Consider the following 26,814-nt stretch of genomic DNA (forward strand, 5'->3'; position numbering starts at 1 on the left):
AATTCTTTAATTGAAGAAAGTTTTAATTCTTCCTTTGAACTTGTATTTCTTTAAATTAATTTAGCGTCAACTAAACTACACTTTTGAAAGATACATTTAAGCATCAAGGAATGCGTCAACAATTGGTTGAAACGCTTATTAAAAAAGGAATAAAAGATGAAGCTGTCTTAAAGGCGATTGGTAAAATTCCGAGACATCTTTTTATGGATTCTGGCTTTATAGATCATGCTTATGTTGACAAGGCATTTCCTATAGGTGCAGATCAGACTATTTCTCAACCTTATACAGTTGCTTTTCAAACGGAATTACTTCAAATTAATCCAGGAGACAAAGTTTTGGAAATAGGAACAGGAAGTGGCTACCAATGTGCTGTTTTAATTGAACTTGGAGCCAAAGTGTATAGTATAGAACGTCAGCAAGAATTATTCAAAAAAACCTCAAAATTTTTGCCTAAAATCGGCTACAGAGCCAAGAAGCTCATTTTTGGTGATGGTTACAAAGGTTTGCCAGAAGAAGCTCCTTTTGATAGTATTATTGTGACAGCAGGAGCACCATTTGTACCTAAACCATTATTAAGCCAATTAGATATTGGTGGACGTTTAGTGATTCCTGTTGGTGATGATATCCAAGTTATGACGCTATTTATTAGAAAAGGTCCAAAAGAGTTTGAAAAACATGAGTTTGGGGAATTTCGTTTTGTGCCTTTGCTAGAGGATAAGAATTAGATTATTATGGTTTTGTGTATCGTTTTAGGCAATTAATTACAGAAGGTATTGTACCACGTTATATTTTTATATCCCAACTCCACATTTTTATGCCTTTATCAGTAAGTTCTTTAGTCGTTTTGTCATTAATCCAATGAAAGATATTTGTATATTCAATTGTATTTGATTTCATTAATATCTCCACAGATTGTAATATCAGATTTTTTCTTTCACTTGATTTTGAATTTTCTGCAAATGAGAGTTGTAATAGTTTTAAATTAGGGATTTCTCCGATTAGTTTAATGTTTTGAAGGCGTAAATTATTATGAATGTGAATTCTTTTTAGTTTTTCCAATTTAGATAAATCTGGTATAGATTCCATTTTTGACATTCCTTCAAATTCAATTTTTTCGAGATTTTCCAATGAATTTAAGAAATTAAAATTTGGGATTTGACGAACTCGACTAAATTCTATTGATTTTAAATCCATTAGTTTCGATATTGAATTAAGGTTTTTATAACTGCCAAAACGTAAGTTTAATTCTTGTAGTTTTTTTAATTCAGTCAGAAAGTCCAGATTATCTAATTTTACACCTCGAAACGTTAGAGTTTTTAAACTCGGTAAATGCTTTATGTTCTCCAATCCTTTTTTCATTCCGTCTACGTACAACGATTCTAAATCCTTGAATTCCTTGATAAATGATAAATCAACAGATTTGGATTTAGTTTCTTCAATTCCAAAATGTTTGAGTTTACTGTTAGAATTCAGTTTAGAATAATCTTTTATATGGTATGTAGCAATCGTAAAATTTCTAATATTTGGAATTAGTTCATAAAAGGATAAATCTTGACATTCGTACCAAACAACTCGTAATCCAATATCAGGATACTTTTTATAGAATTCATTAAGTATTTCCCAAGTCAGCCTATTTGGATTTTGAAACTGGAATAGCTGTAATGAGTGAATATTGTCTTCTGCTATGATTTTAGGAATATCAGATTTTTTGAGGTCGGAATAAATATTAATATTTCCATTGAAATTTCCCCATTTCTTTTTTCTGCTAAATATTCCCATTAATTATTTTTGATTTGATCAAATGTGCTACAACGGTTAGAATAAAATGCGTTTTAATGCTCTTTCTTCATTGTTGTAATACGTTTATTTCTTCTAGCTTTTAATATTGTCTCAAATTCTACACCTTTTTCCTTAAGACTTTCTGAATCAATTATTTCTCTTTGGTCTAAGAGATATGTTTTTTCATATTCGGAACTAGATAATTTCAAGCCTAAAAACTCCTCAATCTTATTTTTCTTATCAATATTTTCATCAGTAATTATAATGATAAGTGGTAATTGAAATGTCCCAACCGAAATTCGATTTGTGTGGAATTTCATATACTTTTTAAATTCAGGGGGATGTAAAATTTTGTTATTGAAATTAAGAGATTGAAATAGATTTGGATAAAACTTTTTAAAATCGATGTGTTGAGCATCATCGACGATTCCATGCAATTTTTCAGCATAAATTTCTTGATAAAGAATTTGATTTAATGGTCTTAAAACTTGTAAGACCGCTGTATCCATTTTATCAACAATTCCAATATCACTTGGATTATAATTTGATGCTAAATATCTTGTATCTGCTGATCTATTTAAATCCTTACATAAGCGTTCTAAGACGTCCAAACAAAAAGGGTCAAGGGTATCAAAAAACCTATTGACTCTGTCTACAGCTTTAAGTTTACTTAATAATTTAGTTAAATTATGACCTTCTTTATGCGTTTTTTGGTTTGATAAAAGTAGTGCACATTTAATATATTTTTCCAAACTTTGAGCGCCAGCAAAGTCACAAATCATTTTATATTGCATTTCCAAAAATTCAAGAAATCTAAAGCTCAAATAATCACTATCAGCAATGGAATGAAATTGTTTACTTTTATATTTAACGAATTCTTTTAAAGTCAATTTTTCTATGTATTACAACACTACTCATTAAAAGCACCTTTACCACCAACAACTGGAAGTGTTAAACTCGTTTTATGTAACTGGATAGTTAACTCAGTTCCTGCTTCTGGGTGTAGTGTATATTCTTTATCACTAGAGAATATCATAAATCCTATTTGTTGTCCAGCTTTTATAATTTGATCATCTGGTTGTAAATCAAAAGTTATGGTATAGTCTTTCCCAACAACTAAATCTTCTTCTTTAGTCAAAGAATTGTGATTTTTTGGATCTGCCCAACCACGAGTTATGATATTATCAGTGATTTTTTTTGCATCATCTTCCCAAGGTAGAGATACGATCCAAACAGATAAGTTTGCTGCTGGTTTACTACTTGCTAATGAAATGGTAACTTGTGGTACTCCAGAAATATGAAGATCCTCTTTTAGTTTTGGTGTTACATATAAAAGTCTATGTTTTGAGCTAGTTGCTTTTGCATGTTCACTACCAGAAATAGTAGCATCATCAGAAAACATTTCTCCTGCATCCTCGACTTTATTGAGTGTTAAACCACCAATAGATTTTCCTCCAGAAGTTAAATTTAATGTAACATCTTCTGCATCGGGATTTGGATAATCTTTATAAGCTGTTGGTTGTTGTCTGTCATCATATTCTCTAACGATGTAAGCCTTGTTTTCTTCTTTTTCAACTCCGTTATCAATGCCATGTAAGTATTTCGTAAACCATTTGTTCATCATCGATGTTGGAGGTGGTCCACCATGTCCATTTTGATGATAGTAAATCATAGTTGGTAATCCTTTTTCTTTTGCTGCTTTGTAGATTCTGTAGCTGTGCTCTGGCATTACATTCCAGTCGTTAAAACCATGAGACATCAATAATGCGGCTTTCATGTTGTCCATTTGATTGAGGTAATCTCTACCAGCCCAAAAATCATTATAATCTCCAGTTTCTCTGTCCATACCGTTCTTCATTTCGGTATCTCTAACTGTTTTGTTATTGTATTCGCGATTGTCTTCATCTCCACTGTGTACAAAATCGTAAAGTACATCGATATCTTCGCCTAAGTAACCACCAGGTGAACGCACTAAACCATTAGAACGATAGTAATGATAATACGATGTGTTTGGCGCAATAGGAATTATAGCTTCCAAGCCTTCAACTCCAGTAGTTGCTGCAGCTAAGGGCAAAGTTCCATTATAAGATGTACCAGTCATGCCTACTTTTCCGGTGGACCAATAGGCTTTTACTTCTTCTTCTCCATCGCGCTCAGTGTAGCCTTTAGCTCTTCCACATAACCAATCGATAACCGCTTTTGGTGCTAGAGATTCATTAGCTCCTCCAATTGTTGGTGCTCCATCAGATAAACCTGTTCCTGGCGACGACGAGTGTACGACGATATAACCTCTTGGCACCCATTTTCTGATATGTGAGTTAGATATTATTGGACGTTGTCCTCGTCTTTGCACTTCAGGATGAAAACGTTCTTCTCCGATATCTCCAAGCTCATGTTTTACATTCCACATAGTTCCTGGTGCATCAGCAGCCACACCTGCAAAATAAGGACTGGTAACATATATTACTGGTAGTTTTAAGCTTTCGCTTTCAGTTTGCTCTGGTCGTGTTACGGACACATGCATTCGGTCTGGTTCTCCATCACCATCAGTATCAAATTCCGTTTCCACCCATAAATCGTGTCTAATATATGATTTAGCATCGCTAAAGGCTTCTACAATTTGAGCTTCACCATCTTTAAAGATTGGTGTTGTCTTTTCGGCTGCATTTTGAGCACAACTTAAAATTGAGATCGTTAATGCTAGTGTTAGTAATGAATTTGATTTTATTGAGAATGTCATGTAAGAATGTTTTTTTACTTTGATAAATGTAAGGAGTAAACTTTAGAACTCAAATTTGTTAAAGGGTTGTTTTAGTATTAAATAATTCTCTCTTCATTTTGTCTTGATACAAAACGAATCAAAAAATCAAAACGATTTGTTAGGAAATTGCAAGCACCATTCGCTAATGCATTAATAATTTTATTTCTCTTGAAATTGAGATTTCAATCCTAGTGTAATTTATTCAACAATTTTTGAAGCTCATTATTTCTGAAAATCGTTGCTTCCGACTATGTCGGAACTTCAAGTAATAATAATCTATTAGTTTTGATTTGAAAGTCAAATAATAATATCGCTTCTAGTTTTTATTTTTAAATCATTGCTTGGGTAAATACTCCTCAGGAATAGGGTTTTCCTCAGATTCTTGCATCCAATAGATATTTATAACCCACCAGCGTTTACCGTCATTTAGTAGTTGAATGCTGTTGATGCCTCTCATAAACGGTTCTTCGTCGCTTTTAGATTTATAAGACTCGTAGGTGCTAAAGACTTGCGTAATATTGCCAAAGGCCTGAACCGTTCTATTGATTTCTATTTCATGGAATCCATTTTCTACCAACCATTCTCCAGCAGTTTTTATATAATCATCTGGTGACATATAGCGTGCGTTAATTTCACCTTTTGGGCTTTTTCCGGTAGGAATTAGCTTAGCATCTTTGTGAAATAAATATTTGAATAAATTCCAATCACGTTTTACGCCCTTATCTCCAGAAATTACTGCATATAGAGTTTCAATAGTACTATCTAATGTAGCAACTTGCTTTGAGTAGTCTTTTGTTTCTTGAGCGGATAAAGTAACAGTTAAAACTAATAGTAGTGTTGAGATTGTAGTTTTCATAAATTAAAGTTATAGTATTTATTTTAGTCTCCAAGTTGTTCTTTCTTTATTAAATACCATTTTCCATTTTTACCAGAAAAATAATATTTTGAATCACCACCAGTTTCAACTCCATACCAATGAATAACGCGCTCGTTAGTTGGTCTCAAATTCAAATCAAAGTTATCATATATCTGAGTTCTTTCGCTAGCGGTATTAATATAGAATGAATTATATTTCCAATGTTCTTTTGTTAATTTGATAGTATCAATATCTCCTCCTAATTGATCTTTCCATGTTATATATTCTAGGGGAAAATTTATTCTTTCAAGCTGAAATGTAGAATCAGTCATAAAGTTCCAAAAGAATGAACTGAACTTTTCGTTATTATAAACCACCTGGTATTTTTTTCTTACCTCAGTTTTTATTTTAATTTCTTTTTTTAGTAATTGTACTTTACTGTTTGAGTTAGCTAATTCTGTTTTTAGACTATCTATCGTTTTTTTAAAGTCAACATTATTAGTCTTTATTTTCTTATTACAACTAATAATTAAGCACATAAATGGGATAAACAAAATAAATATTCTCATGTACTTAAATTTTGTTTAAAGTTAAAAGAATTTCAACCCAAACAAAATGGCATCACTCTGAAATCCACTTTGGTATGATCTTATATAGTCAACTCTTAAGAATCTCCATTTTCCCCAGCCAATGTTATCTATACCAATGCTATACTCTTGGTAAGGTTTAAAATCTGGAGTGGCTAATAGATGAGCTCCTACAACTAAATTGAAGTTGAGCTTGTTGAGTAATGGTACTTTTCCGAGAAGAAAGCCATTAAAATCGTGCTCGGCATGTGCTTCTAAATAGGCGTCGTTTGTACTAGCAGCATAATATGGCAAATTATTAAATACGTTGGTATAATTACCTTCTGTGCTCACATGGGTTTGATTACCATTAAAGTGCTGATAATCCATAAAAGCGATATCATCTGGGTTAAAGAACTTCCCAGCTCTAAGATTATATCTAAAACGACCTTTGTCTGCGATGTTAAAAGATTGGTATAATCTTGCTTTTATTTGGTCAAAATTATAATTGTTATTTGTAGCGCCAAATCCTTTTTCGTAACTCAATACTAAAGTTGGGTACTTGTCACTACCAACATTAAATTTACTATCAGGATAGCTTAGATACTCTTGTCCAAAATTAATACGAGCATTAACATTAGCTTTTACAATGTTATGTGTTTCGAAAGGTGCAACTCCGTAAGCCGTTTCATCTAATGGATTGTTGCTGGTGTAGACATCATTTTCTTCATTGGTAAAAACCTGATCTGTAGTATTAAATAGTGGACTTCGCTTTTCGTAACTTAGACCAGCATAAAATCTAAATCCATTAAATAGCTCTTCAGAGTAATTAAGTTGTAGAAAGCTTTTGTCATAAAATTTCATATAATTATCCTCAAAAAACAAGGTGCTTATTGAGTTGATAAAAGGTGTGATAGGTTCTGAAGGGTTAAACTGAACAGCACTAACTCCTCCAGAAAGCGTTAGAAATGCTCTGCTTGTATTGTTGAATTTATAAGTTAACGCACCTGTTGCTCTCAGTCTGTCATCTGAAAACCCATATTGTAGATTTGCACTTGCACTAAAGAAACGTTTAAAATCATCATAGCTTTTTGTGAAGAATATATTCGCTTTAGCATTATAACCTTGTACTGTATTAAAGTTGACACCCAAAATCGGAATATCGAATCCAACACGATAATCTTTGTGAGAATTTTGATAGGTGTAACCTAGAATATTAGTCAACTTAAACTTATTGTTCACACGGTCAATGGAATCTAAATATGGTCTAGATTCCTTTAAAATTTGGATACTATCCTTTTTAATATAATCTGTACGTTCTTCTAATGTTAGAGGCACTGGTCTAATCGTGTTCCAGAAAAGTGAATCTTTTTTATTGGCTTCGTTTTCAAAAGCTACTAACTCTCGTCCAAAGTCTTTTCGAGTTAAACCCGAATTAAATTCGTAATTACTGTAAACAGCTGTAAAACGACCGTCTCCTTTTATACCCAAAAACTTGTATTTGAAATCGAGACTTTGAGAAATTTTAGCCCAAATATTATTAGTTTCAGAATAGGAAAAGCTTTGTTTTATTGATAGAATATCTGCAGCAGGAATCCGCGCTTGCACACCTGTAATGTCTAGTTCTATAGCATATATAGTCCATTGATCTTCAACTATATAAATGTTTCCTGAAAAAATGGGGTCATTTTTGCGTTTCGGAATGACATTGATTTTGTTGATTAAGTTGCCTCTATCATCATAAAAGACTCCTTCTAATTTATAGCGATAATAACTAAACGCATTATTGGCAATTGGTGAAATGATTTCGTTACCAAATTCTATAGTATTGTTGTAAAAATTATAATCTACATCAATAGCATTGTTGAAGCTAAAACCACTGCTGTTACCACTCACTTTAGAGGCTGTGATTTTCTCTTTTAGCTTATTGGGTCTTAAAAATTGAATTTTAGAAATGGTCTCAGATAAATAAATGATTCCGCTACGTGTAGAGTCTAATCCACCTCCTAAATCACCTACCTCTTGACCTAATATTTTTTCTGGTGCATCTTTTATTCTAATTAATCCTCTGGAGTAAAAATCAGCTTTGAAAGAGTTTATTTTTTCAAGATTTTCTTTCCGCATAGCTATAGCTTTTCGCATAATTGCATTTGCAGGATTAACTTCTGAGTTTACGGTTACTTCGCCTAATGAAACGGACTCTTCCTCTAAAGTAATATCAATTGTATAAGGAAACTTATCTATAGCGATTTTCTTCTTTACAGTTTTGTAACCTAAATAGGTGTAAACTATAGTATAGGTTTTTTTCTCTGAAATATTGAGCTCATAATAGCCGTCATTGTTACTAGTTGTGCCTTTATAGGTGTTTTCTATTAAGATATTTACAAAGGGAAGTGGTTCATTTTTTTGGTTGGTAATGGTTCCAACGATTTGAGCTGAAACTAAAGTGCTAAAAGCAATAAAAAAGAGGCTGAGTAAATTTTTAGTCATAGTGTATGATTGATGATTATATGTATATAGACGCATTTTTTAAACAAATGGTTGCCTATAATGTTTCAAACATAGAGTAAAAAAACACTTATAAAAGTTATAACAATCTTAAAGTTATCGGAAATCTTTCTTAATACGATCTAAATTACGCTTGTTATCACGATCCTTAATCGTTTCTCGTTTATCGTAAAGTTTTTTACCCTTCGCTAGCGCTATGGTTAGTTTTGCAAAACCTTTGTCATTAATGAATAAGCGTAAAGGAATGATGGCATTACCTTTAATATCCATTTCCTTTTTAAGCTTTTTAAGCTCCTTTCTATTGAGCAATAACTTACGCTCTGCTTTTGGTTTGTGGTTGTAGTAGTTGCCGAAGGCATACTCTTCAACGGTCATGTTAATGACAAACAATTCTTCTCTGTCATTAAACTCGCAGAAACTTTCGGCAATAGAAGCCTTGCCAGATCTGATGGATTTTATTTCAGTTCCGGTAAGTACAATTCCAGCAGTATATTTATCTAATATCTCGTACTGAAATTTTGCCTTTTTGTTAAGTATGTTAACCGTTTTTTGCATGGATGACAAAGGTAGTTTTTAAAGTTAAAAGTTAAAACTTTATTAGCTTAAAGTAAACTGCGTAATCTTATTCATAATTTTACGACTCTAAAATCTAAATTACTTGTTTATATGAAACATGTTGTCTTTACTTTATTAGCGTTTTTAATTTTTAGTTGTAAAAACGAGGCTAAAGTTGAGTCCTTATCTGCTGATGAGATTATCAATAGATCTATTAAAGTTTCTGGGGGAAACAATTTTGATTCAATTGCTATTGTCATAAAATTTAATTTTAGAGATATTATGTATAAATCATCTTATACACCAGAAGCAAGAGTTTTATCTAGACTGATAGTAAAAGAAGATGATTCGATTTTGGACTTTTTGAAGGGTGAAACTTTTGAGCGCTATGTAAATGATAAACCTATAAAAGTTGAAGATTCTATGGCTGTAAAATATAAGGCTTCAGTGAACTCAGTACATTACTTTTCTGTTTTACCTTATGGTTTAAATGATAAAGCAGTCAATAAAACCTTATTAGGAGAAGAGAAAATTAATGATAAATTCTATTATAAAATTAAAGTCACTTTTAATCAAGAAGGTGGAGGAGAGGATTATGAGGATGTTTTTATATACTGGATTGATAAAGAGTTATTTAAAGTAGATTACCTCGCGTATTCATATAATGAAGAAGATGGTGTAGGTATGCGCTTTAGAGAAGCTTATAATGAGCGCTATGTTAACGGCTTACGCTTTGTAGATTACAATAATTACAAAGCAGAAGATGCTACAATTCAGCTTTTAGATTTAGGAAAAGCTTTTGATAAAAATCAATTAAAATTACTATCTAAAATAGAACTCGAAAATGTTACAGTTGATTTAATCAACCTTTAAAACTGTCGAAGTTTTTGAATCTCCAGTTACTGTGACGATATACAAGTTTGCATTGTTATTGTCATCAATCATATCATACTTCTTTTCACCTAATAGTCCATTTGTAAACATTGGAGTGGTGTTACTATGGCCAACAACAAGTACTGTTTTTCCATTTGTTTTTTCCATGAATTCTTTTGGATTCATGTTTCTAGGATCGTAAAATGAAACGTCGACTTTATTTGCTTTTGCCGTTGGAGCAGCAGTTTCTTTTGTTCTGTTATAATTAGTAGAATAGACCATGTCAAATTTTACATCTTTTAAAACTTCGGCCCAATTATCGGCACGTTTAAGGCCAGCTTCTGTTAGGTGAGGATCTCTATTAGTTTTATCTGAGCGGTCTTTTTCGGCATGTCTTATTAAGTAATAGGTTGTTGTGGTTGTTTTAACTTCTTTTTCGTAAGGACCTTCCCAAATCACTTGTTCTATCATCCATTTGCCTTCATCTTTAGAAAGTAAAACGTAATCAATTCCCCAATTGGCGGTAACTTTTGCAGATGCAATATGATTACCAATGTCTAATACTTCTACATTTCTGATTTTATCTTCGTCTCTAGTTTTACCTTCAGCCTTCATTTTTGTTACAAAAGCCATTGCTTTATCATAACTCATATGGTCATAATATTCGTACTCACCAGATTCTTTATTTTTCCAGTAGCCAAATTTATTTAACCGAGGTTTTATAGCTGCTTTTAGTTTGGTTGTATCACCTTTATAAAATGCATCTACATAATTGTTTAGTGTAGCTTCGATCTGTGCTTTGTCTGAAGTTTCTTGAGAAAAAACTGTGAAAGATAGAGAGAGGCATAATGCGAGGATAAAAGATTTCATGATGAGATTGATTAATTAATATCATCAAATATAACCTAGAATGGCAATAAATTTTTTAAAAAGTATGTTAAATGCGTACTCAAGGTATTCGTTCTAAATAATAATTCCACCCATCGTTATAACCTTGACCAAAAAACAATTCTGTATCTTCATTTAATAAGCTAAAATGATTTCTACTATTATTGTTGAAAATCAAAATTTCAGAAGGAGAGCCTCCAAACAGACATCCAGGGTCACGAATGCAATCAGTGATTATTTCATATTCTAAAGTCTCACTATCAACCTCAGGAATAATACTTATAATATTAAATGTACCATCTGTATTAAATTTATAAGTAACATCACCTGGATTATAGGTTTCTTCTAAAGAGCTCCACACTATTCTTCGATTTAACTGCCACTCTCCAATAATTGGATCGCTATGCGGATTGTCGTCATTACTATTATTGTCTTCAGAACATGATAATATAACAAATGATAATAAAAATATAAGAATGTGTATTGGTTTCATAACAGTTATTTTTTATAGCTCATCTAAGATACTAAAATTTAATAAACTGTAATTGAAAAACTAAGTCTAAGCTAACTCCAAAGCAATTTCAATCATATCCCTAAAGGTGCTCTCACGTTCTTTACTCGTCGTGCGATCACCAGTCACTAAAGAATCTGAAATTGTAAGAATAGCCAAAGCACTAACATTGTGCTGTGCTGCAACAGTGTATAAACCAGCTGCTTCCATCTCTACACATAGTACTCCAAATTTGGACCACTTCTTATAAGATTCAAAATCATCAGCATAGAACACATCACTACTCAGGACATTCCCAGCTTTTAAAGGAATATTTTTTGCTTTTGCAACTTCGACAGCTTTAAGAAAGAGTTCAAAATCTGCTGTTGGTGCATAGTCTGCGCCACCAAATCGTAATTCGTTAATTCCATTAGTAGAAGAAGCTGCCATCGCCAACACCACATCTCTAATTTTTACATGAGGTTGGTATGAGCCTGAGCTGCCTACTCTAATGAGGTTTTTGACATCATATTGTGTAATGAGTTCGTGGGCATAAATAGAAATGCTTGGTACTCCCATACCTGTACCCATAGTAGATACTTTTTTGCCTTTGTAGGTGCCTGTGTAGCCCAACATATTCCTTACGGTATTGAAACACACAGGGTTTTCAAAAAAAGTTTCTGCAATCCATTTAGCTCTTAAAGGATCTCCTGGTAATAAAATAGTTTCTGCAATGTCGCCTTTCTTGGCCTCTATATGTACGCTCATAAGACAAAATTAGTGAAAGCGATTTGATTAATAACTGACATTTGACAGTTTATTAGTCATCATTGCTACACCAGCTGAAGCTCCAATTCTATCCACACCAACTTCGATATATTTTAATGCGGTTTCCGCATCTCTAATACCACCAGAGGCCTTAATTTTAAGTTGATGACGTACGGTTTTTCTCATTATTTTAACGGCAGTCAATGTTGCGCCGCTTTTAGAAAAACCAGTTGATGTTTTTACAAAATCAGCTTTAGCATCAATACAGATTTCACAAGCTTTGACGATTTCGTTTTTAGAAAGTTCACTTATTTCAAGAATTACTTTTAAAGGAGTTAAACCAATAGCGCGCTTTACATTACTAATATCTTTTAAAACTGCGACGTGATTTTTACTTTTAAGACGACCAATGTTCATGACCATATCTATTTCTGAAGCTCCTTGCTCTATGGCTTTTTTTGCTTCAAATATTTTGGCTTCTGTTGACATGGCTCCAAGAGGAAAACCAACGACCGTGCATATTTTAACATCTGATCTACCTAATGCCTGTTTAGCAATATTAACGTAGCTGCTATTGACGCATACAGAATAGAAGTTATATTTTATGGCTTCTTCGCAAAGTTGAAGAATATCAGCTTCTGTAGCAGATGCACTTAATAAGGTATGATCTATGTATCTATTTAATTCCATTTTTTATATAAGTAGGGTTTAGACAAAAAATTAGCTATAGTATTCTCTACATAAAGAGGGATTACTAGACAAGTATTAATTATGTCTTAAGTTTTGTTGGAATTAAATAGCTCGATAAAATTAATCATTTATCCGTTAAAATGAATGTTAAATCTTACATTTTATTATGCAGTTCATCGAATAATTGTTGATAACTTTGAAATCAATTCAGTATTAAGCATATAGACATTGGGTTAATTGCGCTTTCCTTTTGTTGTTATTTCTTTAATCCTTTCTTCAAATATGTTTGTCTGCATTGGGTTATAAATAGTATTAAATAAGGTCATCATATCTTCAGAATGTCTCTCTCTTCTTTGATTTATGAGATTGTAATGTGTAAAGCCACACCAAATAATAGCTTTTAACTGACTTTTATCTTCATTATACATGCGCATTTCTGCTCTTAAATTACTTTCATCAAAGTAAATAAGTTGAGATTCTATTGTAATAGTTTCCATCAAAAAAGCGGGTTTTAGATATGCGATTTGATTACTACTAGACACCCAACTTTTGCCTTGGGTTTTTGCCATTTTGTAAACATCTATATCATAGTTTTTTATGAGCTCATCTTCGCGATGATTCATAAAGTAATCGATATACTTTCCATTATTTAAGTGATTAAACGGGTCACAATCTTGAAACCTTATTTTAGCCCTGCTTTCAACTGTTTTTGGTAATGTCATCTTTATTTGTTTTTTAAAATATACCAAACGGTATATTTTTGGTTAAAAAAATATTAAGCTTTTAGCTCATTTGTAATCATATCATTAATTTGATTCATGGTATCATTCATATAAAACTCATCATCCATAGTGTACGTCATAAATATGGCACCTTGTATCATGGTATCTAGGCGTTTAGCGTATTGCATGGCATTAATTTCTGCAGAAATCTCACCTGCTTCAATACCATCTTCAATAATAGAAGCGACTTGATCTTGAATACGCTCAATAACAACTCTAACTTTATCTAACAATTCAGAATTTTGATTATTAGCATCAACACCAATATTTAATACAGGGCATCCTCCGTAGGTTTTACTTAGTTTATAGTAGTCTCTATAAAAATCAGAAATTAAATATAGTTTTTGAATTGGTGAATCACTTTTGCTTATGTATTCTGATATCATGGACATTAGTTTTTTCACTGTATGTTTAAAAGCGGCAATGGCTAGGTCTTCTTTGTTTTTAAAATTACCATAAATAGCACCTTTGGTGAGACCAGTTGCAGAAGTTAAATCACTCATACTAGTTGCTGCATAGCCATTTTTATTAAAAATTGGTGCAACAGTTTCTAAAATGTATTGTGTTGTAAGCTCAGATTTTGTAATCATATAAAACAAAAATAGTAAAAATATACCAAACGGTATATTTTTACTATTTATTTATTTATTTATTTATAATAATTAAGATTACTTTATTCTAAAACAGGTGTCACTTTATAGCCAGCTTCTCTAAGTAAATTGATGACTCCAGTTTCTCCTGCTAAATGACCAGCACCAACTCCAAAAAATGTTGGTTGATCTTTAGCGTAGTCACCAATTTTTGAGATCCAGTTTTTATTTCTATTTTCCAACATAATATCTTGGTGTTTTGCTATTGAAGAGTCCTCATCATCATCCATCATGTCAACCATAGCATCGATATTTTCTTCTTTGTAGACTTTTAGCATCTTTGCAAATGTTTCTTTGTCATTAGTCAAGTTATCTTTTGCTGTTTTTAATAAATCTGCAACTTGGTCTTCATAAGGAATATCCTCAAAAACTTGCATTTGGTCTTCAATGGTTTCTAATCCATTAATTTCTTCTTCTTGTTCTTTTGCAACTTTCATGAGTTCTTCTTCAAAGGATTGCATTGGACAATCAATCATTTTAGGATACATCATAGCGATTAAGAAAAAGGGCTTTATGGTTTCTACCATTTTTAATGGCATACCAACTTCTTTAGTTATTAAGGCATCTATAATAGCAAATTCTTCTTCAGAAACTAAATCGCTAATCTTTTTTCCATCCTTCATGTACATGCCTCCCATCATTTTAGTTTGCATTGATGGATCGTCCATATCGATTTCTAAAACAATTTGAGACGTTTCATCTAAAGCTTTCTGTACGTCGGCTTCTAAAGTTGCATCACAGGTAATATGAATGGTTCCGAATAAATATGATGCGTTTTCTAAATCGTTACCCTCAATTTTCCAAAGGATTGAATTTTCTAATTTCTGAGCATTTATAGACAGAATTGATAAGCAGGTTAAAACTAAAATTGATAGTGTTCTCTTCATTATATATGTTTTGATTTTGAACTATAAGTAGTAAAAATCTGTAATTTGTTACAAAAGGAAAGCAACACTTCCAACTTTCGAGAGCTACTCGACTTGAATTCAGTGTTGCTTTAACCAACCAATCAATATAAAGACTGTTTGTAACCGATTATGTTACAGTTTGTTTATAATTCTTCTACAACTAAATCTCCTTGATTTCTAAAGACGAGTTGTCCGTCAAATTCATCTAATAGAATAATACTGTCTGTAGTGACTTTACCAGCGAGTATCTCTTTACTCAACTGATTTAGTACATCTTTTTGTATCACTCTTTTCACAGGTCTTGCTCCATATTCTGGATTGTAACCTTTATCAGCTAAGTAAGTAATAGCTTCTTCTGTGGCATCAAAAGTAATACCTTGTTGAGCTATCATTTTTGTGACGTTTTTCAGTTGCAATCCAACAATCTTAATAATGTTCTCTTTAGATAAGGGTGTAAACATTATCGTGTCATCGATACGGTTTAAAAACTCTGGTCTTACAGTTTGTTTTAATAAGCCTAAAACATCCACTTTTGCAGCTTCAATGGCTGAAGGAATATCCTTTGTGGCTTCAAAACGCTCTTGTATAATATGACTTCCCATGTTAGAGGTCATAATGATAATGGTGTTTTTAAAATCCGCAATACGTCCTTTGTTATCTGTTAAACGGCCTTCATCTAATACTTGTAATAAAATATTAAACGTATCTGGATGCGCTTTTTCAATTTCATCTAACAATACCACTGAATACGGTTTACGTCTTACAGCTTCGGTTAATTGGCCTCCTTCATCATAACCTACATATCCTGGAGGTGCACCGACCAATCTACTCACGGCATGGCGTTCTTGATATTCACTCATATCAATACGTGTCATGGCATTTTCATCATCAAAGAGGTATTCTGCTAAGGCTTTTGCCAATTCTGTTTTACCAACACCAGTTGTACCTAGGAATAAAAAGGTTCCTATTGGTTTTTGTGGGTTTTGTAAACCAGCTCTAGAACGTCTCACAGCATCACTAACTGCTTCAATGGCTTCTTCTTGTCCGACAACACGCTTATGCAATTCGTCTTCCAATTTTAAAAGCTTTTCGCGCTCACTCTGTATCATCTTGGTGACAGGAATTCCTGTCCATTTGGCAACAACATCAGCAATATCCTCATAAGTGACTTCCTCTTTTATTAAGGATGTTTCTTTCTGTTCGGATAATTCCTTTTGAAACTTTTCAAGTTGTTCTGTAGCATCCTTAATTTTTCCATAGCGGATTTCTGCTACTTTTCCGTAATCACCTTCACGCTCAGCACGTTCTGCTTCGAGCTTAAAGTTTTCAATATCTTGTTTTATAGTCTGAATGTTTTCTACAACCTCTTTTTCAGATTTCCATTTTGCATTCAGTTCGTTACGCTCTTCTTTTAGATTTGCTAAATCGGCTTTTAAGCTTTTTAGTTTCGATTCATCTTTTTCGCGCTTAATGGCTTCATGCTCAATTTCTAATTGCATAATCTTACGATCCAATACATCTAATTCTTCTGGTTTAGAATTGATTTCCATACGCAGTTTAGAAGCTGCTTCATCCATTAAGTCAATGGCTTTATCAGGAAGAAAACGATTGGTAATGTAGCGTTCTGATAACTCCACAGCGCCAATAATCGCCTCATCTTTAATTCTAACCTTGTGATGTGTCTCATATTTTTCTTTGATACCTCTAAGGATAGAAATTGCACTTTCTGTATCTGGTTCGTTGACTTGCACTTTCTGGAAACGACGCTCCAAAGCTTTGTCTTGTTCAAAGTATTTTTGATACTCATCTAAAGTCGTTGCACCAATAGCTCTCAATTCTCCACGAGCCAAAGCCGGTTTTAAAATATTAGCCGCATCCATAGCACCTTGGCCACCACCAGCACCAACTAAGGTGTGAATCTCGTCAATAAAGAGTACGATATCACCATCACTAGTGGTCACTTCTTTAATGACTGCTTTTAGACGCTCTTCAAATTCGCCTTTAAATTTTGCACCAGCAATCAACGCTCCCATGTCTAAAGCGAAAATTTGTTTGTCTTTAAGATTCTCAGGAATATCACCATCAATAATTCGATGTGCTAAACCTTCTGCAATGGCTGTTTTACCAGTACCAGGTTCACCGACTAATATTGGGTTGTTTTTTGTTCTACGCGATAAAATTTGAAGGATTCTACGAATTTCTTCATCACGACCAATTACAGGATCTAACTTACCATCTTGGGCTAACTGATTTAAGTTTTTAGCATATTTGTTTAATGCGTTATAGGTTTCTTCCTGACTTTGAGACGTTACGCGATCTCCTTGGCGTAATTCTTCAATGGCAGCATTTAAGCCTTTTTCAGTAACTCCTTGGTCTTTTAAAATCTGAGCAATTTTACTTTTAGATTTAAAAATCGCTAATACTAGATGCTCAATAGATACAAAGTCATCATTCATCTTCTTTGCAATGATTGACGCCTCGTTTAAAGCTTTACTTGCATCTCTAGAGAGCATAATATCACCTCCAGAAACCTTAGGGAAACTTTCTAGTTCTTTGTCTAATATTTGTTGGAGTATAGACACATTAACATTCAACTTCTTAAGAAGGAATGGTAATACATTTTCATCAACATTAAAAAGCGCTTTAAAAATGTGCTCATTTTCTATTTGCTGATGTCCAAAACCTTGGGCAAGCTGCTGTGCTTGCTGTATGGCTTCTTGCGATTTAATTGTATAATTATTAAAGTTCATATCTTATAAATTTGTATTTCCTGAGTAGGCAGGAATCCATTTTAGTGTTTATGTTTTGCCTATCTTTAGTCAATAATCTTACCAATACTAAAAGGTAAGAAAAAAACGACAAAATGTCTGATTTAGTGTATTCTATAATGACTTTTTGTCTTATCGATAGGCTATGTTCTCACTTTATGTAAGAAATATTATTTTCTTTATTCTCCAACCAGGTCTTGTCGTTGGTTTAATTCCTTATGTGCTGTTGCGACGTAAAATAAGATCTATTTTAGAGGGCGACTTAGGCATCTTAAATTACTTAGGTATTGTTGTAATGGCATTAGGATTATCAATTGTATTATATTGCATTTACAGATTTATTGTGGAAGGCAAAGGCACTTTATCTCCAGCAGATAGAACAAAGGCGTTAGTCGTTAAAGGACTGTATAACTATACAAGAAACCCAATGTATGTTGGGATTCTGTTGATTTTGATAGGTGAAGTGTTGTTTACAGGCTCAATGCGACTCTTGGTATATACCATCGCAGTTGCGATTGCATTCCATGGCTTTGTAATTTTTGTTGAAGAACCAAGACTAACCAGAGACTTTAAGTCTGACTATCTTCATTATATGGATAAAGTAAGACGATGGTTTTAATTATATACCTGCATAGGCAGGAAAGACAAATAAGATTCCCATTTTTATGGGAACTTTAAAACAAGTTTTAAGATGTTTAAAAAATTATTCGGTTCATCAGAACCTAAAGAAGAAAAAATATTGCCTTGGATTGCATTAAATTCAATGGCACAACTCGATACGATTTCAGAAAAATCTAAAACCAAAACCCAGCTTATTTTTAAGCACTCCACACGTTGTGGCATCAGTAGAATGGTAATGAACCAATTTGTATCTGCTTATGATATAGATGCCAATGCTGATTTGTATTATTTAGATTTATTGAGCTATAGAGAGGTGTCTAACGAAGTCGGTTATAAATACCAAGTGATGCACCAATCTCCACAATTACTAGTACTTAGAAATGGAGTAGCGGTAGCACATGCCTCTCATGGTGCTATTAATGAGATGGATTTAGAGAAATTTCTTTAATAATACGTAGTTCTACGTATAGATATTCCATTCATAAAAAACTAACTTCGCATAACAAACGATATAGTCAATACGAACTGACCATATCTAAGTGTTGTGTGTAATGACAAAGCCAATATTTGCATGAGTGTAACACCAAAAATTCATAGTAGAAATATTCCTTTACCAATTCAAAGAGAAGTTCGACAGCGATGTGGTTTCGGCTGTGTTATCTGCGGTATTCCTTTATATGAATATGAGCATATGAACGAATGGGCAATAGTTAAAAGACATGTTGCTGATGAAATAACTTTATTATGTGATAAACACCATAGAGAAAAAACAAGTGGCTTATTACCAAAACAAGTAGTTGAAAAAGCAAATTTAGACCCTTATAATCTTAGGAGTGGCGTATCAAAACCATATGACTTGTATTTTAGCGGGAACAAAATAAATGCTGTTATTGGTTCCAATCTTTTTACATATTTATGTCCAAAAAATAGTTTATCCGTAATGACTCCAATAAGTATTGATGGTGTTCCAATTGTTTCAGTAATATTAATGGACAATCATTTATTGTTAAATATAATAATCTTTGATAAATTTAATAATGTAGTATTTGAAATAAGAGATAATCAGTTGTTTTACTCAACTGAACCATGGGATATACAACTTGTTGGTACTACACTAACTATACGAGAATCTCTAGGGAACATTTTAATTGAGTTCAAGTTTACTCCTCCCAATTTAATTGAGATAACAAGAGGGAAATTATTATTAAACGGTGTTGAAGTCAAAATAAAACCAAAAGAGATATTGATTAATAATAATACAATATCATATATTGGAAATCTAATTTTCGATTGCACCCATTTTTTAGCTCTTGGTCCTCATCATCCAAATATTAAAGCAATGTATAATTTTAATAATATAGACCGCTACAAGTAACATAGCGTTAAAAAAAACTACACACAACACCGTGTATAATTAATTGCTTTGGTCGTTGCTTATTTGGAAAATTCCTTCGGAATTTTCTCGCGTTCGTTTTTGTTTACTAAATTAGTTACTGAAACACGTAACTAACCATACACAAGACCGTTAGCAGCAACTTATGAGAAAACAACAATACAATCAGAAATTGACTTTAAAAAAAGCTGCTGAAGGTATACTAATAGCAATAGAAAACTCAAAATCACTATTAGCAGATGCAAATTTATTGTATGACAATGAACGTTACGAAAGAGCAACGGCACTAGCAATACTGGCTATTGAAGAAAATGGTAAGCCGAAAATTCTCAGAGAAATTTTATTGGAAGACGACCAAAAAAAGTTAAAAGCAAAATGGCAAGAGTATCGGCGGCACACAGAAAAAAATAATTCTTGGATTGTTCCTGAGCTAATTTCAAAAGGTGCGAGACATCTATATGAAATGCAACATCTTTTTGATGAAAAAAGTCCTCATAGGCAAGAGTTAGATTATTTAAAGCAACTTGCATTTTACACAGAAGCATTTTCAAAATGTGAATGGAGCAATCCTAAAAATGTAATAAATAAAGAAACTGCGGAATACATTATATCTATTGCAACGGTTTCGATTAAACATCAAAATATATTTGTTTCAGAGAAAGAACTTGAAATTTGGTACAAGCATATGAAGCCTGTTTGGAATGAAAACGGAAATGTTGTTATTAAGGCACTAATAAATTGTATGAAAGAAGCCGAAGATTTTGGTTATATAGCAAAAGGTTATACTGAAAAAGCGATAAAGTTTTATACTTCGGTATAAGCGGCTGCTAACAACTATACGACTACTACTTTCATAATTATACAATAAGTTATTTTCATAAATTTGTTGTATTGCTATGAAATACAAAATCACAAAACAAGATCTTTATAAGCGTAATCATGGTATCACCATAAAAGGTGTAGCGGAAACCTTTCTAGAGTTTATTGCCCAAGAGGAAAAAGCTAACAATCCTATTTTAAGTACTGCCAATATTGCTAAGTTAGAACATAAAACTAAGCGCGGTATCTCTATTAATATCATTGTTTTGTTGGTTCTAGGTTTATTTTGTTTGGCACTTGGGTTATACCAATTTATATATTTAAAGCCTTTGATAGGTGTTAATTTATATACCCAGTTTCCTTTAATTTCTAATGGCTCAATAGAAATAGTTGGCAGTATTGCTTTAATGATAGGTTGTGTCTATAGCTATATAAAACGGAATGCGGTTTTAGAACGCCTGGTTAAATCTAAACTCATTGAAGATTTAAAAGACTTACAGCGAGAACGAGAAACCATAGTTACACCGACTAAAAAGAAAAAACGTTTTAGACAATCTTTTAAAGTTGGTAAGAAGAAGTAGTTACTAATTCCTAACTACTTTTCTTTTAAAATCTTATTGCATATTAACATCATACGATTTGGATAAGTTATCCATAGATTTGGAAAAGTACACCTTTATGAATAGGCTCAACTTTGTATTGTAATTAAAAAACAATAACAAAATGAGACAAAAAACAGCAATTATTACAGGAGCAAGTAGAGGTTTAGGCAGAGACATGGTACTTAACCTTGCTAAGGATGGTGTAGATATTATATTTTCTTACCATAAAAACGAAGACAAAGCAAAAGCCGTTATTGCAGAAATTGAAGCTTTTGGGCAAAAGGCAATAGCATTTCCTTTTGATGCCAACAACCACAAAAGTGGCCAAGACTTTATTACTAAAGCTACAGTGTATTTACAAAAAGAACACGGAAATTCTAACTTTGATTTTTTAGTGAATAATGCAGGTACAGGAGTTTATAATCTTATCGCAGATACAACAGAAGATCAGTTTAATGAAATGATGAACGTACATCTTAAGAGTATTTACTTTTTAACACAAGCGGCATTACCATTTTTAAATAGTGGCGGGCGAATTATAAATATCTCCAGTGGTTTGGCGCGTTTTAGTTTACCAGGCATGTCTGCTTATGCCATGATGAAAGGTGGTCTAGAAGTCTTTACGCGTTATTTGGCTAAAGAACTTGGGAATCGCAACATAACAGCTAATGTTATTGCTCCAGGAGCCATAGCAACTGATTTTGCAGGCGGAAGTAATAAAGACAAAGATAAAGCGGCTTTAATTGCAAGTATCACTGCATTGGGCAGAGTAGGTGAAGCTGAGGATATTGGTGGAACCGTTGCCTTTTTATGTTCAGAAAAAGCAGGTTGGATAAATGGTCAGCGTATAGAAGTTTCAGGTGGTATGCTAGTTTAAATTTTAGAATTCACACTACAATTCTTTTTACTAAATTTATAAAGATGAAAACACCACAGCGTTTTAAAAAAATAAGCAATTACCATAAATTGGCAAACATAGCTGCGCCAGAGCATCCTTTGATTAGTTTGGTAGATTATAGTGCTATTCAGTATCCAGATAATATTGCAGATATAAAATGGATTCAGGATTATTACACCATTGGTCTTAAACGAAATGTAGCACATAAGTTATTTTATGGTCAGCAAGAGTATGATTTTGATGAAGGTGTTATGACGTTTATAGCACCAAGCCAAGTGATGAGTTTGGGAAATAATCCTAACATTAAGCTGCGTAAACCTTCTGGTTGGCTGTTATTGTTGCATCCAGATTTTTTATGGAATTCAGCTTTGGCGAAGCAAATAAAGGACTATGATTTTTTTGGCTATACCATAAATGAAGCCCTTTTTCTTTCGGAAAAAGAGGAGCAAATGATGGTAGATCTTCTAAAGACGATTCAGCGTGAATACCAATCTAACATTGATAAGTTCAGTCAGAAAATTGTGATTTCACAATTAGAACTATTACTCAACTATGCCGAACGTTTTTACGAACGCCAGTTTATTACGCGTCAGATTTCTAATCATCAAATCTTAAGTCAGCTAGAAGAGGTTTTAGCAGATTATTTTAAAGATGATGATTTGATAGAAAAAGGCTTGCCCAAAGTACAATGGATTGCAGACCGCTTAAATTTATCGACAAATTATTTGAGTAGTTTACTTAAATCATTGACAGGACAGAGTACACAGCAACATATTCATAATAAATTAATAGAAAAAGCTAAAGCGCAGTTATCAATGACAGCACTCTCAATAAGTGAGATCGCTTATGGTTTGGGATTTGAACGACCAGCTTCATTTACGAAGCTATTCAAAAGTAAAACCGAGATGTCACCAATGGAATTTCGAAAAACGTTTAATTGATAACCCTTATAAAAAAGTCTCTCAATTTCTGAGAGGCTTTTTTATTAATTTAAAGTATAGGAATTCATTATTTGTTTAAGTTTCTGTTTTATGCCTTCGCTAGAATCATAAATCATTTGCTAAGGCTCTGCTATCTCCTCATGCGTTAGCGTAGATGTGTTCAAACACAAATTGAATGCTTACAGGGAACGCATCTGCCAATTACTCTGGGGAGAAAAAACTACCTCATTGAAACAAGACCGTTTTACATTTAATGAGTAGTTTAAAAAAAGGAATTAATTAACTCTTCTTATGTTTTTCACTCTTTTATATAACTTAAAGTAATGGTTATTAATTCAGCATAGTACAGGACACTTATAATAGCTAAATACAATAATATTATACAAACTATTAACTATTATAAACATGAAAAAAAACACGCTTAAAACCATCTTATTGAGCCTTTTCACGCTCTTTTCACTTTTTTTGACAGCGCAAGGCGCACTGCCTTCTGATGATATTTTTAGATTACAAAATGTAAACACAGGAGAATTCTTAACCACTGCAGCAGGGAGTAGTCAGCCTATCACAATGTCTGCCTCAGGGGAAGCTGAAAATACACATTGGACGTTTGTAGAAAGTGGAGCATTTTATAATATTGATAGTGCAAGTGAAACTGGTGGTACTGGAATACTGCGTGCACCAGGTGCTGGTGGTCCAGGAGGCCCTTTTGTAGTTGTAAGTACTCTAAAAGCGGCACCAGCAACCGATACAGATAAAACGTGGACGATAGATTATGACGAAACTACAGACACGTATAGATTTGAATCTAGAACCGCTGGCAGATATTTGTATCACAATGCGGATGGAACTGTAACCCATAGTACAGCTCCAGATACTGATGATAGAAGTGTGTGGAGACTCATTCCTTTAGTGGAAACTCCACCAGTGGGAGTACCTTTTAGATTTCAAAATGTAGAAACAGGAGAATTCTTAACCACTGCAGCAGGAAGTAGTCAGCCTATCACAATGTCGGCTTCAGGAGAAGCTGAAAATACACATTGGACGCTTGTAGAAAGTGGAGTTGGAGCATTTTATAATATCGATAGTGAAAGTGAAACTGGTGGTACTGGAATATTGCGTGCACCAGGTGCAGGTGGTCCAGGAGGCCCTTTTGTAGTCGTAAGTACTCTAAAAGCTCCGCCAGCAACCGATACAGATAAAACATGGACAATATATCATAATGACACAAATGACACCTACAGATTTGGATCACGAACGACAGGAAGATTTATGTATCTTGAGATAAATGGAACTGTAACCCATGCTGTAGCTCCAGATACAGATGATAGAAGTAATTGGAGGCTCATTCCTTTAGGGGAAAACCCAGTGGCAATTGCTCCAGATGAGGATACAAATCCAGATTTAAGTTGTCCATCTTCAGGTGAATTCCAGAACGATAATACTAGAAATGTAGATTTAGCAAACGCTGTTAATGTTGGAACTGCTGATGATAGAACTTGCTATGCTGATTATTCAGAAAGTGATGTATATGGAAAAACCTGGGGTGTTTATAATATTACTGATGGGTCTAACCACTGGGATGAAATTAATCCCATTAATGGAAATCAGTTGCAGCCCCGAATAGAGCGTTCATTACCCAGATCTCAGGAAACAGGTGTTGGAAGCTTTGCAAAGTTCACAGGAACATTGAGAATTCTTGAAGTGGGAGATGGAGGCTCATTTAGTCAAAACGGAAGTTATTTAGCACAGGCCAAAGGGAAACATACAGGTGGTGGAGGATCTAATGATCCAGCTATTTGTTTGTATTTAGCGAAGCCCGTTTATGGTACGGGTATCAATGCAGGCAAGCAAGTAGCCTTCGATATTTATGCCGAACGTATCTTAGAGCGTGGTGGTGAAGGTAGTGGTAGAGAAGTTGTATTCCTAAAGCGTGTAGATAAAGATGCTGAAATTGACTTTGAGCTAGAAATAGGTTTTAGGGAAGATCCAAACGATGCTACAAAGAAAATACATTATTGCGATGCCGTAATTGGAGGTGAAGCTTTTAATTACAACATTCCTGATCCAGAAAGAGGTTTAGAATCTGGTATTAGATATGGTGCATACAGAGTAAGAGGAGGTAGAGCTCAAATGCGATGGGCAAATACAACGTATCAGAAGGCAGAAGTTATAGATAATAGTAACATACCAATATCTGATGGCATTTATAGGTTGCGAAATGTAGAAACAAGACAATTCTTAACCGCTGCAGGAGGCAGTAGTCTGCCTGTTATAATGTCAAATTTAGGAGAAGCTCAAAATACACATTGGACGTTTGTAAAAAGTGGAGCGTATTTTAATATAGATAGTGATAGCGAAAGTGGTGGTACTGGAATACTGCGTGCACCAGGAGCAGGCGGCCCAGGAGGTCCTTTTGTAGTTTTAAGTACTCTAAAAGCACCGCCAGCAACCGATACAGATAAAACGTGGACGATAGATTATGACGAAACTACTGACAGGTATAGATTTGAATCTAGAACCGCTGGCAGATATTTGTATCACAATGAAGATGGAACTGTAACACATAGTACAGCTCCAGATACAGATAATAGAAGTGTGTGGGAAGCAATACCACTAAGTGAACCTTTAGAATCAACATTAGCTTCTACAAATGTTAGCTGCGCTGGCGCAGATGACGGTACTGTTAGTGTGTCGGTTACTGGAGGAATAGCGCCATATACCTATTTATGGAGTTCTGGTGAAACAACAGCTACAATAAGTAATCTTGCAGCTGGTACATATTCGGTTACGGTTACCGATGATATAAACAGTACCGTAACGACAAGTACAGAAATTACAGCACCTAGTGAAATAGTTGTGGAGGTCTCTGATAATATAGTGTTGTACACGGGCTATGATGGAGCAAACGAATGTGCTACTATTGGAGTATCAGCCGTAACAGGAGGGGAAGCTCCATACCAATTTAACTGGAGTACTGGCGAAACTACTCAAATGATAGATGCTTGCCCAAATAGCACACAGGTATACATAGTGACAGTAACCGACGCTACTGGTTGCGAGACTACTGCAGTAATTACCGTTGAGGTAATTGATGTAGGGTGTGGAACAGGCGGGAATTCCAAAGTACAAATGTGCCATAAAGGTAAAACTATTTGCGTTGCCCAGGCAGCAGTACAAGCACATTTAGATCATGGCGATACCCTAGGAGAATGTACAGTCGACCCTGCAGATGCAATAGTCAGTTTACAAACTTTTCCAAACCCATTTACTAATTTTATAAAAGCTAATATTGAAGTAAATACATCTAGTACTGTTAAACTTATATTGCTAAACAACAGCGGTAATAGCGTCATAGAACAGACTCAACAAGTTAATAATGGTGTTGAAATAATTGAATTACCATTAAATACTTTGTTAACAGGTACATATTATTTACAGGTTTATATAGATAACCAACTATATAGTACGGAAATTTTTATTAAGATCTAAACGCAAGCTTGGTTTAAAATTTATAGCCCATCTGGTTTTGTACAACACAGGTGGGTATGAATTTTAACTTATGAACAAAAAAAGGAAAAAAATAAAACCAAAAACCTTTGTATTTTGTACACCGCACTAACCATAGTTCAACCTGTTAAGCGCCACAAAAAAAGCCTCTCAATTTCTGAGAGGCTTTTTTATTAATTTGATTATTA

25 protein-coding genes are annotated in these 26,814 nt (G+C 33.6%); 10 read left to right on the plus strand and 15 right to left on the minus strand.

The window, feature by feature from the left end; genetic code table 11:
* Nucleotides 1-83: 83 nt before the first annotated feature.
* Nucleotides 84-725 (plus strand): protein-L-isoaspartate(D-aspartate) O-methyltransferase, encoded by a 642-nt coding sequence (locus tag Q0822_RS08115; protein ID WP_299122398.1) that lies wholly within the window; start codon nucleotides 84-86, stop codon nucleotides 723-725.
* Between the two features lie 58 nt (nucleotides 726-783).
* Here Q0822_RS08115 and Q0822_RS08120 read toward each other — a convergent pair whose 3' ends face one another.
* From Q0822_RS08120 to smpB, 7 genes are all read right to left on the minus strand, one after another.
* Nucleotides 784-1,779 (minus strand): hypothetical protein, encoded by a 996-nt coding sequence (locus Q0822_RS08120; RefSeq protein ID WP_299122400.1) that lies wholly within the window; start codon nucleotides 1,777-1,779, stop codon nucleotides 784-786.
* A 53-nt stretch (nucleotides 1,780-1,832) separates the two neighbouring features.
* Nucleotides 1,833-2,669, minus strand: a complete 837-nt coding sequence (locus Q0822_RS08125; protein ID WP_299122403.1) for a hypothetical protein — start codon at nucleotides 2,667-2,669, stop codon at nucleotides 1,833-1,835.
* Nucleotides 2,670-2,689: 20 nt separating this feature from the next.
* Entirely contained in the window at nucleotides 2,690-4,519 is a 1,830-nt protein-coding gene (locus Q0822_RS08130) for a Xaa-Pro dipeptidyl-peptidase (RefSeq protein WP_299122404.1), read from the minus strand.
* Between the two features lie 355 nt (nucleotides 4,520-4,874).
* Nucleotides 4,875-5,396, minus strand: a complete 522-nt coding sequence (locus Q0822_RS08135) for a hypothetical protein (protein WP_299122405.1) — start codon at nucleotides 5,394-5,396, stop codon at nucleotides 4,875-4,877.
* A 23-nt stretch (nucleotides 5,397-5,419) separates the two neighbouring features.
* Nucleotides 5,420-5,965 (minus strand): DUF4348 domain-containing protein, encoded by a 546-nt coding sequence (locus tag Q0822_RS08140; protein ID WP_299122406.1) that lies wholly within the window; start codon nucleotides 5,963-5,965, stop codon nucleotides 5,420-5,422.
* Between the two features lie 21 nt (nucleotides 5,966-5,986).
* Nucleotides 5,987-8,452, minus strand: a complete 2,466-nt coding sequence (locus Q0822_RS08145; protein ID WP_299122407.1) for a DUF5686 and carboxypeptidase regulatory-like domain-containing protein — start codon at nucleotides 8,450-8,452, stop codon at nucleotides 5,987-5,989.
* 114 nt (nucleotides 8,453-8,566) lie between these two features.
* Entirely contained in the window at nucleotides 8,567-9,025 is a 459-nt protein-coding gene (gene smpB, locus Q0822_RS08150; protein WP_299122408.1) for an SsrA-binding protein SmpB, read from the minus strand.
* Between the two features lie 111 nt (nucleotides 9,026-9,136).
* Between smpB and Q0822_RS08155 the strand changes: the two genes are divergently transcribed.
* Nucleotides 9,137-9,898: a DUF6503 family protein gene (locus Q0822_RS08155; RefSeq protein WP_299122411.1), complete on the plus strand. Its 762-nt coding sequence runs from the start codon at nucleotides 9,137-9,139 to the stop codon at nucleotides 9,896-9,898.
* Here the strand turns inward: Q0822_RS08155 and Q0822_RS08160 are convergent.
* The 8 genes from Q0822_RS08160 to clpB all read right to left on the minus strand — a co-directional run bounded on the left by Q0822_RS08160 (nucleotide 9,884) and on the right by clpB (nucleotide 17,824).
* Complete coding sequence (locus Q0822_RS08160) at nucleotides 9,884-10,768, minus strand: histidine phosphatase family protein (RefSeq protein WP_299122413.1); 885 nt, start codon at nucleotides 10,766-10,768, stop codon at nucleotides 9,884-9,886. The genes Q0822_RS08155 and Q0822_RS08160 overlap by 15 nt on opposite strands.
* 79 nt (nucleotides 10,769-10,847) lie before the next feature.
* Nucleotides 10,848-11,279, minus strand: coding sequence for a hypothetical protein (locus Q0822_RS08165; RefSeq protein ID WP_299122415.1), 432 nt, complete (start codon nucleotides 11,277-11,279; stop codon nucleotides 10,848-10,850).
* Nucleotides 11,280-11,345: 66 nt separating this feature from the next.
* Entirely contained in the window at nucleotides 11,346-12,044 is a 699-nt protein-coding gene (deoD, locus tag Q0822_RS08170) for a purine-nucleoside phosphorylase (protein WP_299122417.1), read from the minus strand.
* A gap of 27 nt (nucleotides 12,045-12,071) precedes the next feature.
* Entirely contained in the window at nucleotides 12,072-12,734 is a 663-nt protein-coding gene (gene deoC / locus Q0822_RS08175) for a deoxyribose-phosphate aldolase (RefSeq protein ID WP_299122419.1), read from the minus strand.
* Between the two features lie 233 nt (nucleotides 12,735-12,967).
* The gene (locus Q0822_RS08180; RefSeq protein ID WP_299122420.1) at nucleotides 12,968-13,456 is read right to left on the minus strand and encodes an acyl-CoA thioesterase; all 489 of its coding nucleotides are present in this window, start codon (nucleotides 13,454-13,456) and stop codon (nucleotides 12,968-12,970) included.
* A 53-nt stretch (nucleotides 13,457-13,509) separates the two neighbouring features.
* Nucleotides 13,510-14,106, minus strand: coding sequence for a TetR/AcrR family transcriptional regulator (locus Q0822_RS08185; RefSeq protein ID WP_299122423.1), 597 nt, complete (start codon nucleotides 14,104-14,106; stop codon nucleotides 13,510-13,512).
* Nucleotides 14,107-14,189: 83 nt separating this feature from the next.
* Nucleotides 14,190-15,053 (minus strand): TraB/GumN family protein, encoded by an 864-nt coding sequence (locus Q0822_RS08190; protein ID WP_299122425.1) that lies wholly within the window; start codon nucleotides 15,051-15,053, stop codon nucleotides 14,190-14,192.
* A 164-nt stretch (nucleotides 15,054-15,217) separates the two neighbouring features.
* Nucleotides 15,218-17,824, minus strand: a complete 2,607-nt coding sequence (clpB, locus tag Q0822_RS08195) for an ATP-dependent chaperone ClpB (RefSeq protein WP_299122427.1) — start codon at nucleotides 17,822-17,824, stop codon at nucleotides 15,218-15,220.
* Nucleotides 17,825-17,987: 163 nt separating this feature from the next.
* On the opposite strand from clpB, the gene Q0822_RS08200 reads away from it, so the two are divergent.
* The 8 genes from Q0822_RS08200 to Q0822_RS08235 all read left to right on the plus strand — a co-directional run bounded on the left by Q0822_RS08200 (nucleotide 17,988) and on the right by Q0822_RS08235 (nucleotide 26,608).
* Complete coding sequence (locus tag Q0822_RS08200; RefSeq protein ID WP_299122429.1) at nucleotides 17,988-18,461, plus strand: isoprenylcysteine carboxylmethyltransferase family protein; 474 nt, start codon at nucleotides 17,988-17,990, stop codon at nucleotides 18,459-18,461.
* Nucleotides 18,462-18,533: 72 nt separating this feature from the next.
* Complete coding sequence (gene ytxJ / locus Q0822_RS08205; RefSeq protein ID WP_299122431.1) at nucleotides 18,534-18,911, plus strand: bacillithiol system redox-active protein YtxJ; 378 nt, start codon at nucleotides 18,534-18,536, stop codon at nucleotides 18,909-18,911.
* A 123-nt stretch (nucleotides 18,912-19,034) separates the two neighbouring features.
* Nucleotides 19,035-19,838 (plus strand): cell division protein, encoded by an 804-nt coding sequence (locus Q0822_RS08210; protein WP_299122433.1) that lies wholly within the window; start codon nucleotides 19,035-19,037, stop codon nucleotides 19,836-19,838.
* A gap of 163 nt (nucleotides 19,839-20,001) precedes the next feature.
* Nucleotides 20,002-20,676 (plus strand): AbiV family abortive infection protein, encoded by a 675-nt coding sequence (locus Q0822_RS08215; RefSeq protein ID WP_299122435.1) that lies wholly within the window; start codon nucleotides 20,002-20,004, stop codon nucleotides 20,674-20,676.
* Between the two features lie 76 nt (nucleotides 20,677-20,752).
* Complete coding sequence (locus tag Q0822_RS08220; protein WP_299122437.1) at nucleotides 20,753-21,256, plus strand: hypothetical protein; 504 nt, start codon at nucleotides 20,753-20,755, stop codon at nucleotides 21,254-21,256.
* Nucleotides 21,257-21,398: 142 nt separating this feature from the next.
* Complete coding sequence (locus tag Q0822_RS08225) at nucleotides 21,399-22,154, plus strand: SDR family oxidoreductase (protein ID WP_299122439.1); 756 nt, start codon at nucleotides 21,399-21,401, stop codon at nucleotides 22,152-22,154.
* A 44-nt stretch (nucleotides 22,155-22,198) separates the two neighbouring features.
* Nucleotides 22,199-23,116, plus strand: coding sequence for a response regulator transcription factor (locus Q0822_RS08230; RefSeq protein WP_299122440.1), 918 nt, complete (start codon nucleotides 22,199-22,201; stop codon nucleotides 23,114-23,116).
* Between the two features lie 405 nt (nucleotides 23,117-23,521).
* Nucleotides 23,522-26,608 carry a T9SS type A sorting domain-containing protein gene (locus tag Q0822_RS08235; protein WP_299122442.1) on the plus strand — a complete coding sequence of 1,029 codons (3,087 nt, stop codon included), beginning with the start codon at nucleotides 23,522-23,524 and terminating at the stop codon, nucleotides 26,606-26,608.
* Nucleotides 26,609-26,814: the final 206 nt, after the last annotated feature.

This window comes from uncultured Winogradskyella sp. (assembly GCF_947496485.1).
Classification (GTDB): Bacteria; Bacteroidota; Bacteroidia; order Flavobacteriales; family Flavobacteriaceae; genus Winogradskyella.

Bases quoted from the DNA above. Each gene is read 5' to 3' on its own strand.
- Q0822_RS08145 (WP_299122407.1), bottom strand. From the start codon at position 8,452: ATGACTAAAAATTTACTCAGCCTCTTTTTTATTGCTTTTAGCACTTTA.
- Q0822_RS08210 (WP_299122433.1), top strand. From the start codon at position 19,035: ATGAGTGTAACACCAAAAATTCATAGTAGAAATATTCCTTTACCAATT.
- Q0822_RS08160 (WP_299122413.1), bottom strand. From the start codon at position 10,768: ATGAAATCTTTTATCCTCGCATTATGCCTCTCTCTATCTTTCACAGTT.
- Q0822_RS08235 (WP_299122442.1), top strand. From the start codon at position 23,522: ATGAAAAAAAACACGCTTAAAACCATCTTATTGAGCCTTTTCACGCTC.
- Q0822_RS08215 (WP_299122435.1), top strand. From the start codon at position 20,002: ATGAGAAAACAACAATACAATCAGAAATTGACTTTAAAAAAAGCTGCT.
- Q0822_RS08165 (WP_299122415.1), bottom strand. From the start codon at position 11,279: ATGAAACCAATACACATTCTTATATTTTTATTATCATTTGTTATATTA.
- deoD (WP_299122417.1), bottom strand. From the start codon at position 12,044: ATGAGCGTACATATAGAGGCCAAGAAAGGCGACATTGCAGAAACTATT.
- Q0822_RS08190 (WP_299122425.1), bottom strand. From the start codon at position 15,053: ATGAAGAGAACACTATCAATTTTAGTTTTAACCTGCTTATCAATTCTG.
- Q0822_RS08230 (WP_299122440.1), top strand. From the start codon at position 22,199: ATGAAAACACCACAGCGTTTTAAAAAAATAAGCAATTACCATAAATTG.
- Q0822_RS08140 (WP_299122406.1), bottom strand. From the start codon at position 5,965: ATGAGAATATTTATTTTGTTTATCCCATTTATGTGCTTAATTATTAGT.
- Q0822_RS08220 (WP_299122437.1), top strand. From the start codon at position 20,753: ATGAAATACAAAATCACAAAACAAGATCTTTATAAGCGTAATCATGGT.
- Q0822_RS08135 (WP_299122405.1), bottom strand. From the start codon at position 5,396: ATGAAAACTACAATCTCAACACTACTATTAGTTTTAACTGTTACTTTA.
- deoC (WP_299122419.1), bottom strand. From the start codon at position 12,734: ATGGAATTAAATAGATACATAGATCATACCTTATTAAGTGCATCTGCT.
- clpB (WP_299122427.1), bottom strand. From the start codon at position 17,824: ATGAACTTTAATAATTATACAATTAAATCGCAAGAAGCCATACAGCAA.
- Q0822_RS08155 (WP_299122411.1), top strand. From the start codon at position 9,137: ATGAAACATGTTGTCTTTACTTTATTAGCGTTTTTAATTTTTAGTTGT.
- Q0822_RS08130 (WP_299122404.1), bottom strand. From the start codon at position 4,519: ATGACATTCTCAATAAAATCAAATTCATTACTAACACTAGCATTAACG.
- ytxJ (WP_299122431.1), top strand. From the start codon at position 18,534: ATGTTTAAAAAATTATTCGGTTCATCAGAACCTAAAGAAGAAAAAATA.
- Q0822_RS08180 (WP_299122420.1), bottom strand. From the start codon at position 13,456: ATGACATTACCAAAAACAGTTGAAAGCAGGGCTAAAATAAGGTTTCAA.
- Q0822_RS08120 (WP_299122400.1), bottom strand. From the start codon at position 1,779: ATGGGAATATTTAGCAGAAAAAAGAAATGGGGAAATTTCAATGGAAAT.
- smpB (WP_299122408.1), bottom strand. From the start codon at position 9,025: ATGCAAAAAACGGTTAACATACTTAACAAAAAGGCAAAATTTCAGTAC.
- Q0822_RS08225 (WP_299122439.1), top strand. From the start codon at position 21,399: ATGAGACAAAAAACAGCAATTATTACAGGAGCAAGTAGAGGTTTAGGC.
- Q0822_RS08200 (WP_299122429.1), top strand. From the start codon at position 17,988: ATGTTCTCACTTTATGTAAGAAATATTATTTTCTTTATTCTCCAACCA.
- Q0822_RS08185 (WP_299122423.1), bottom strand. From the start codon at position 14,106: ATGATTACAAAATCTGAGCTTACAACACAATACATTTTAGAAACTGTT.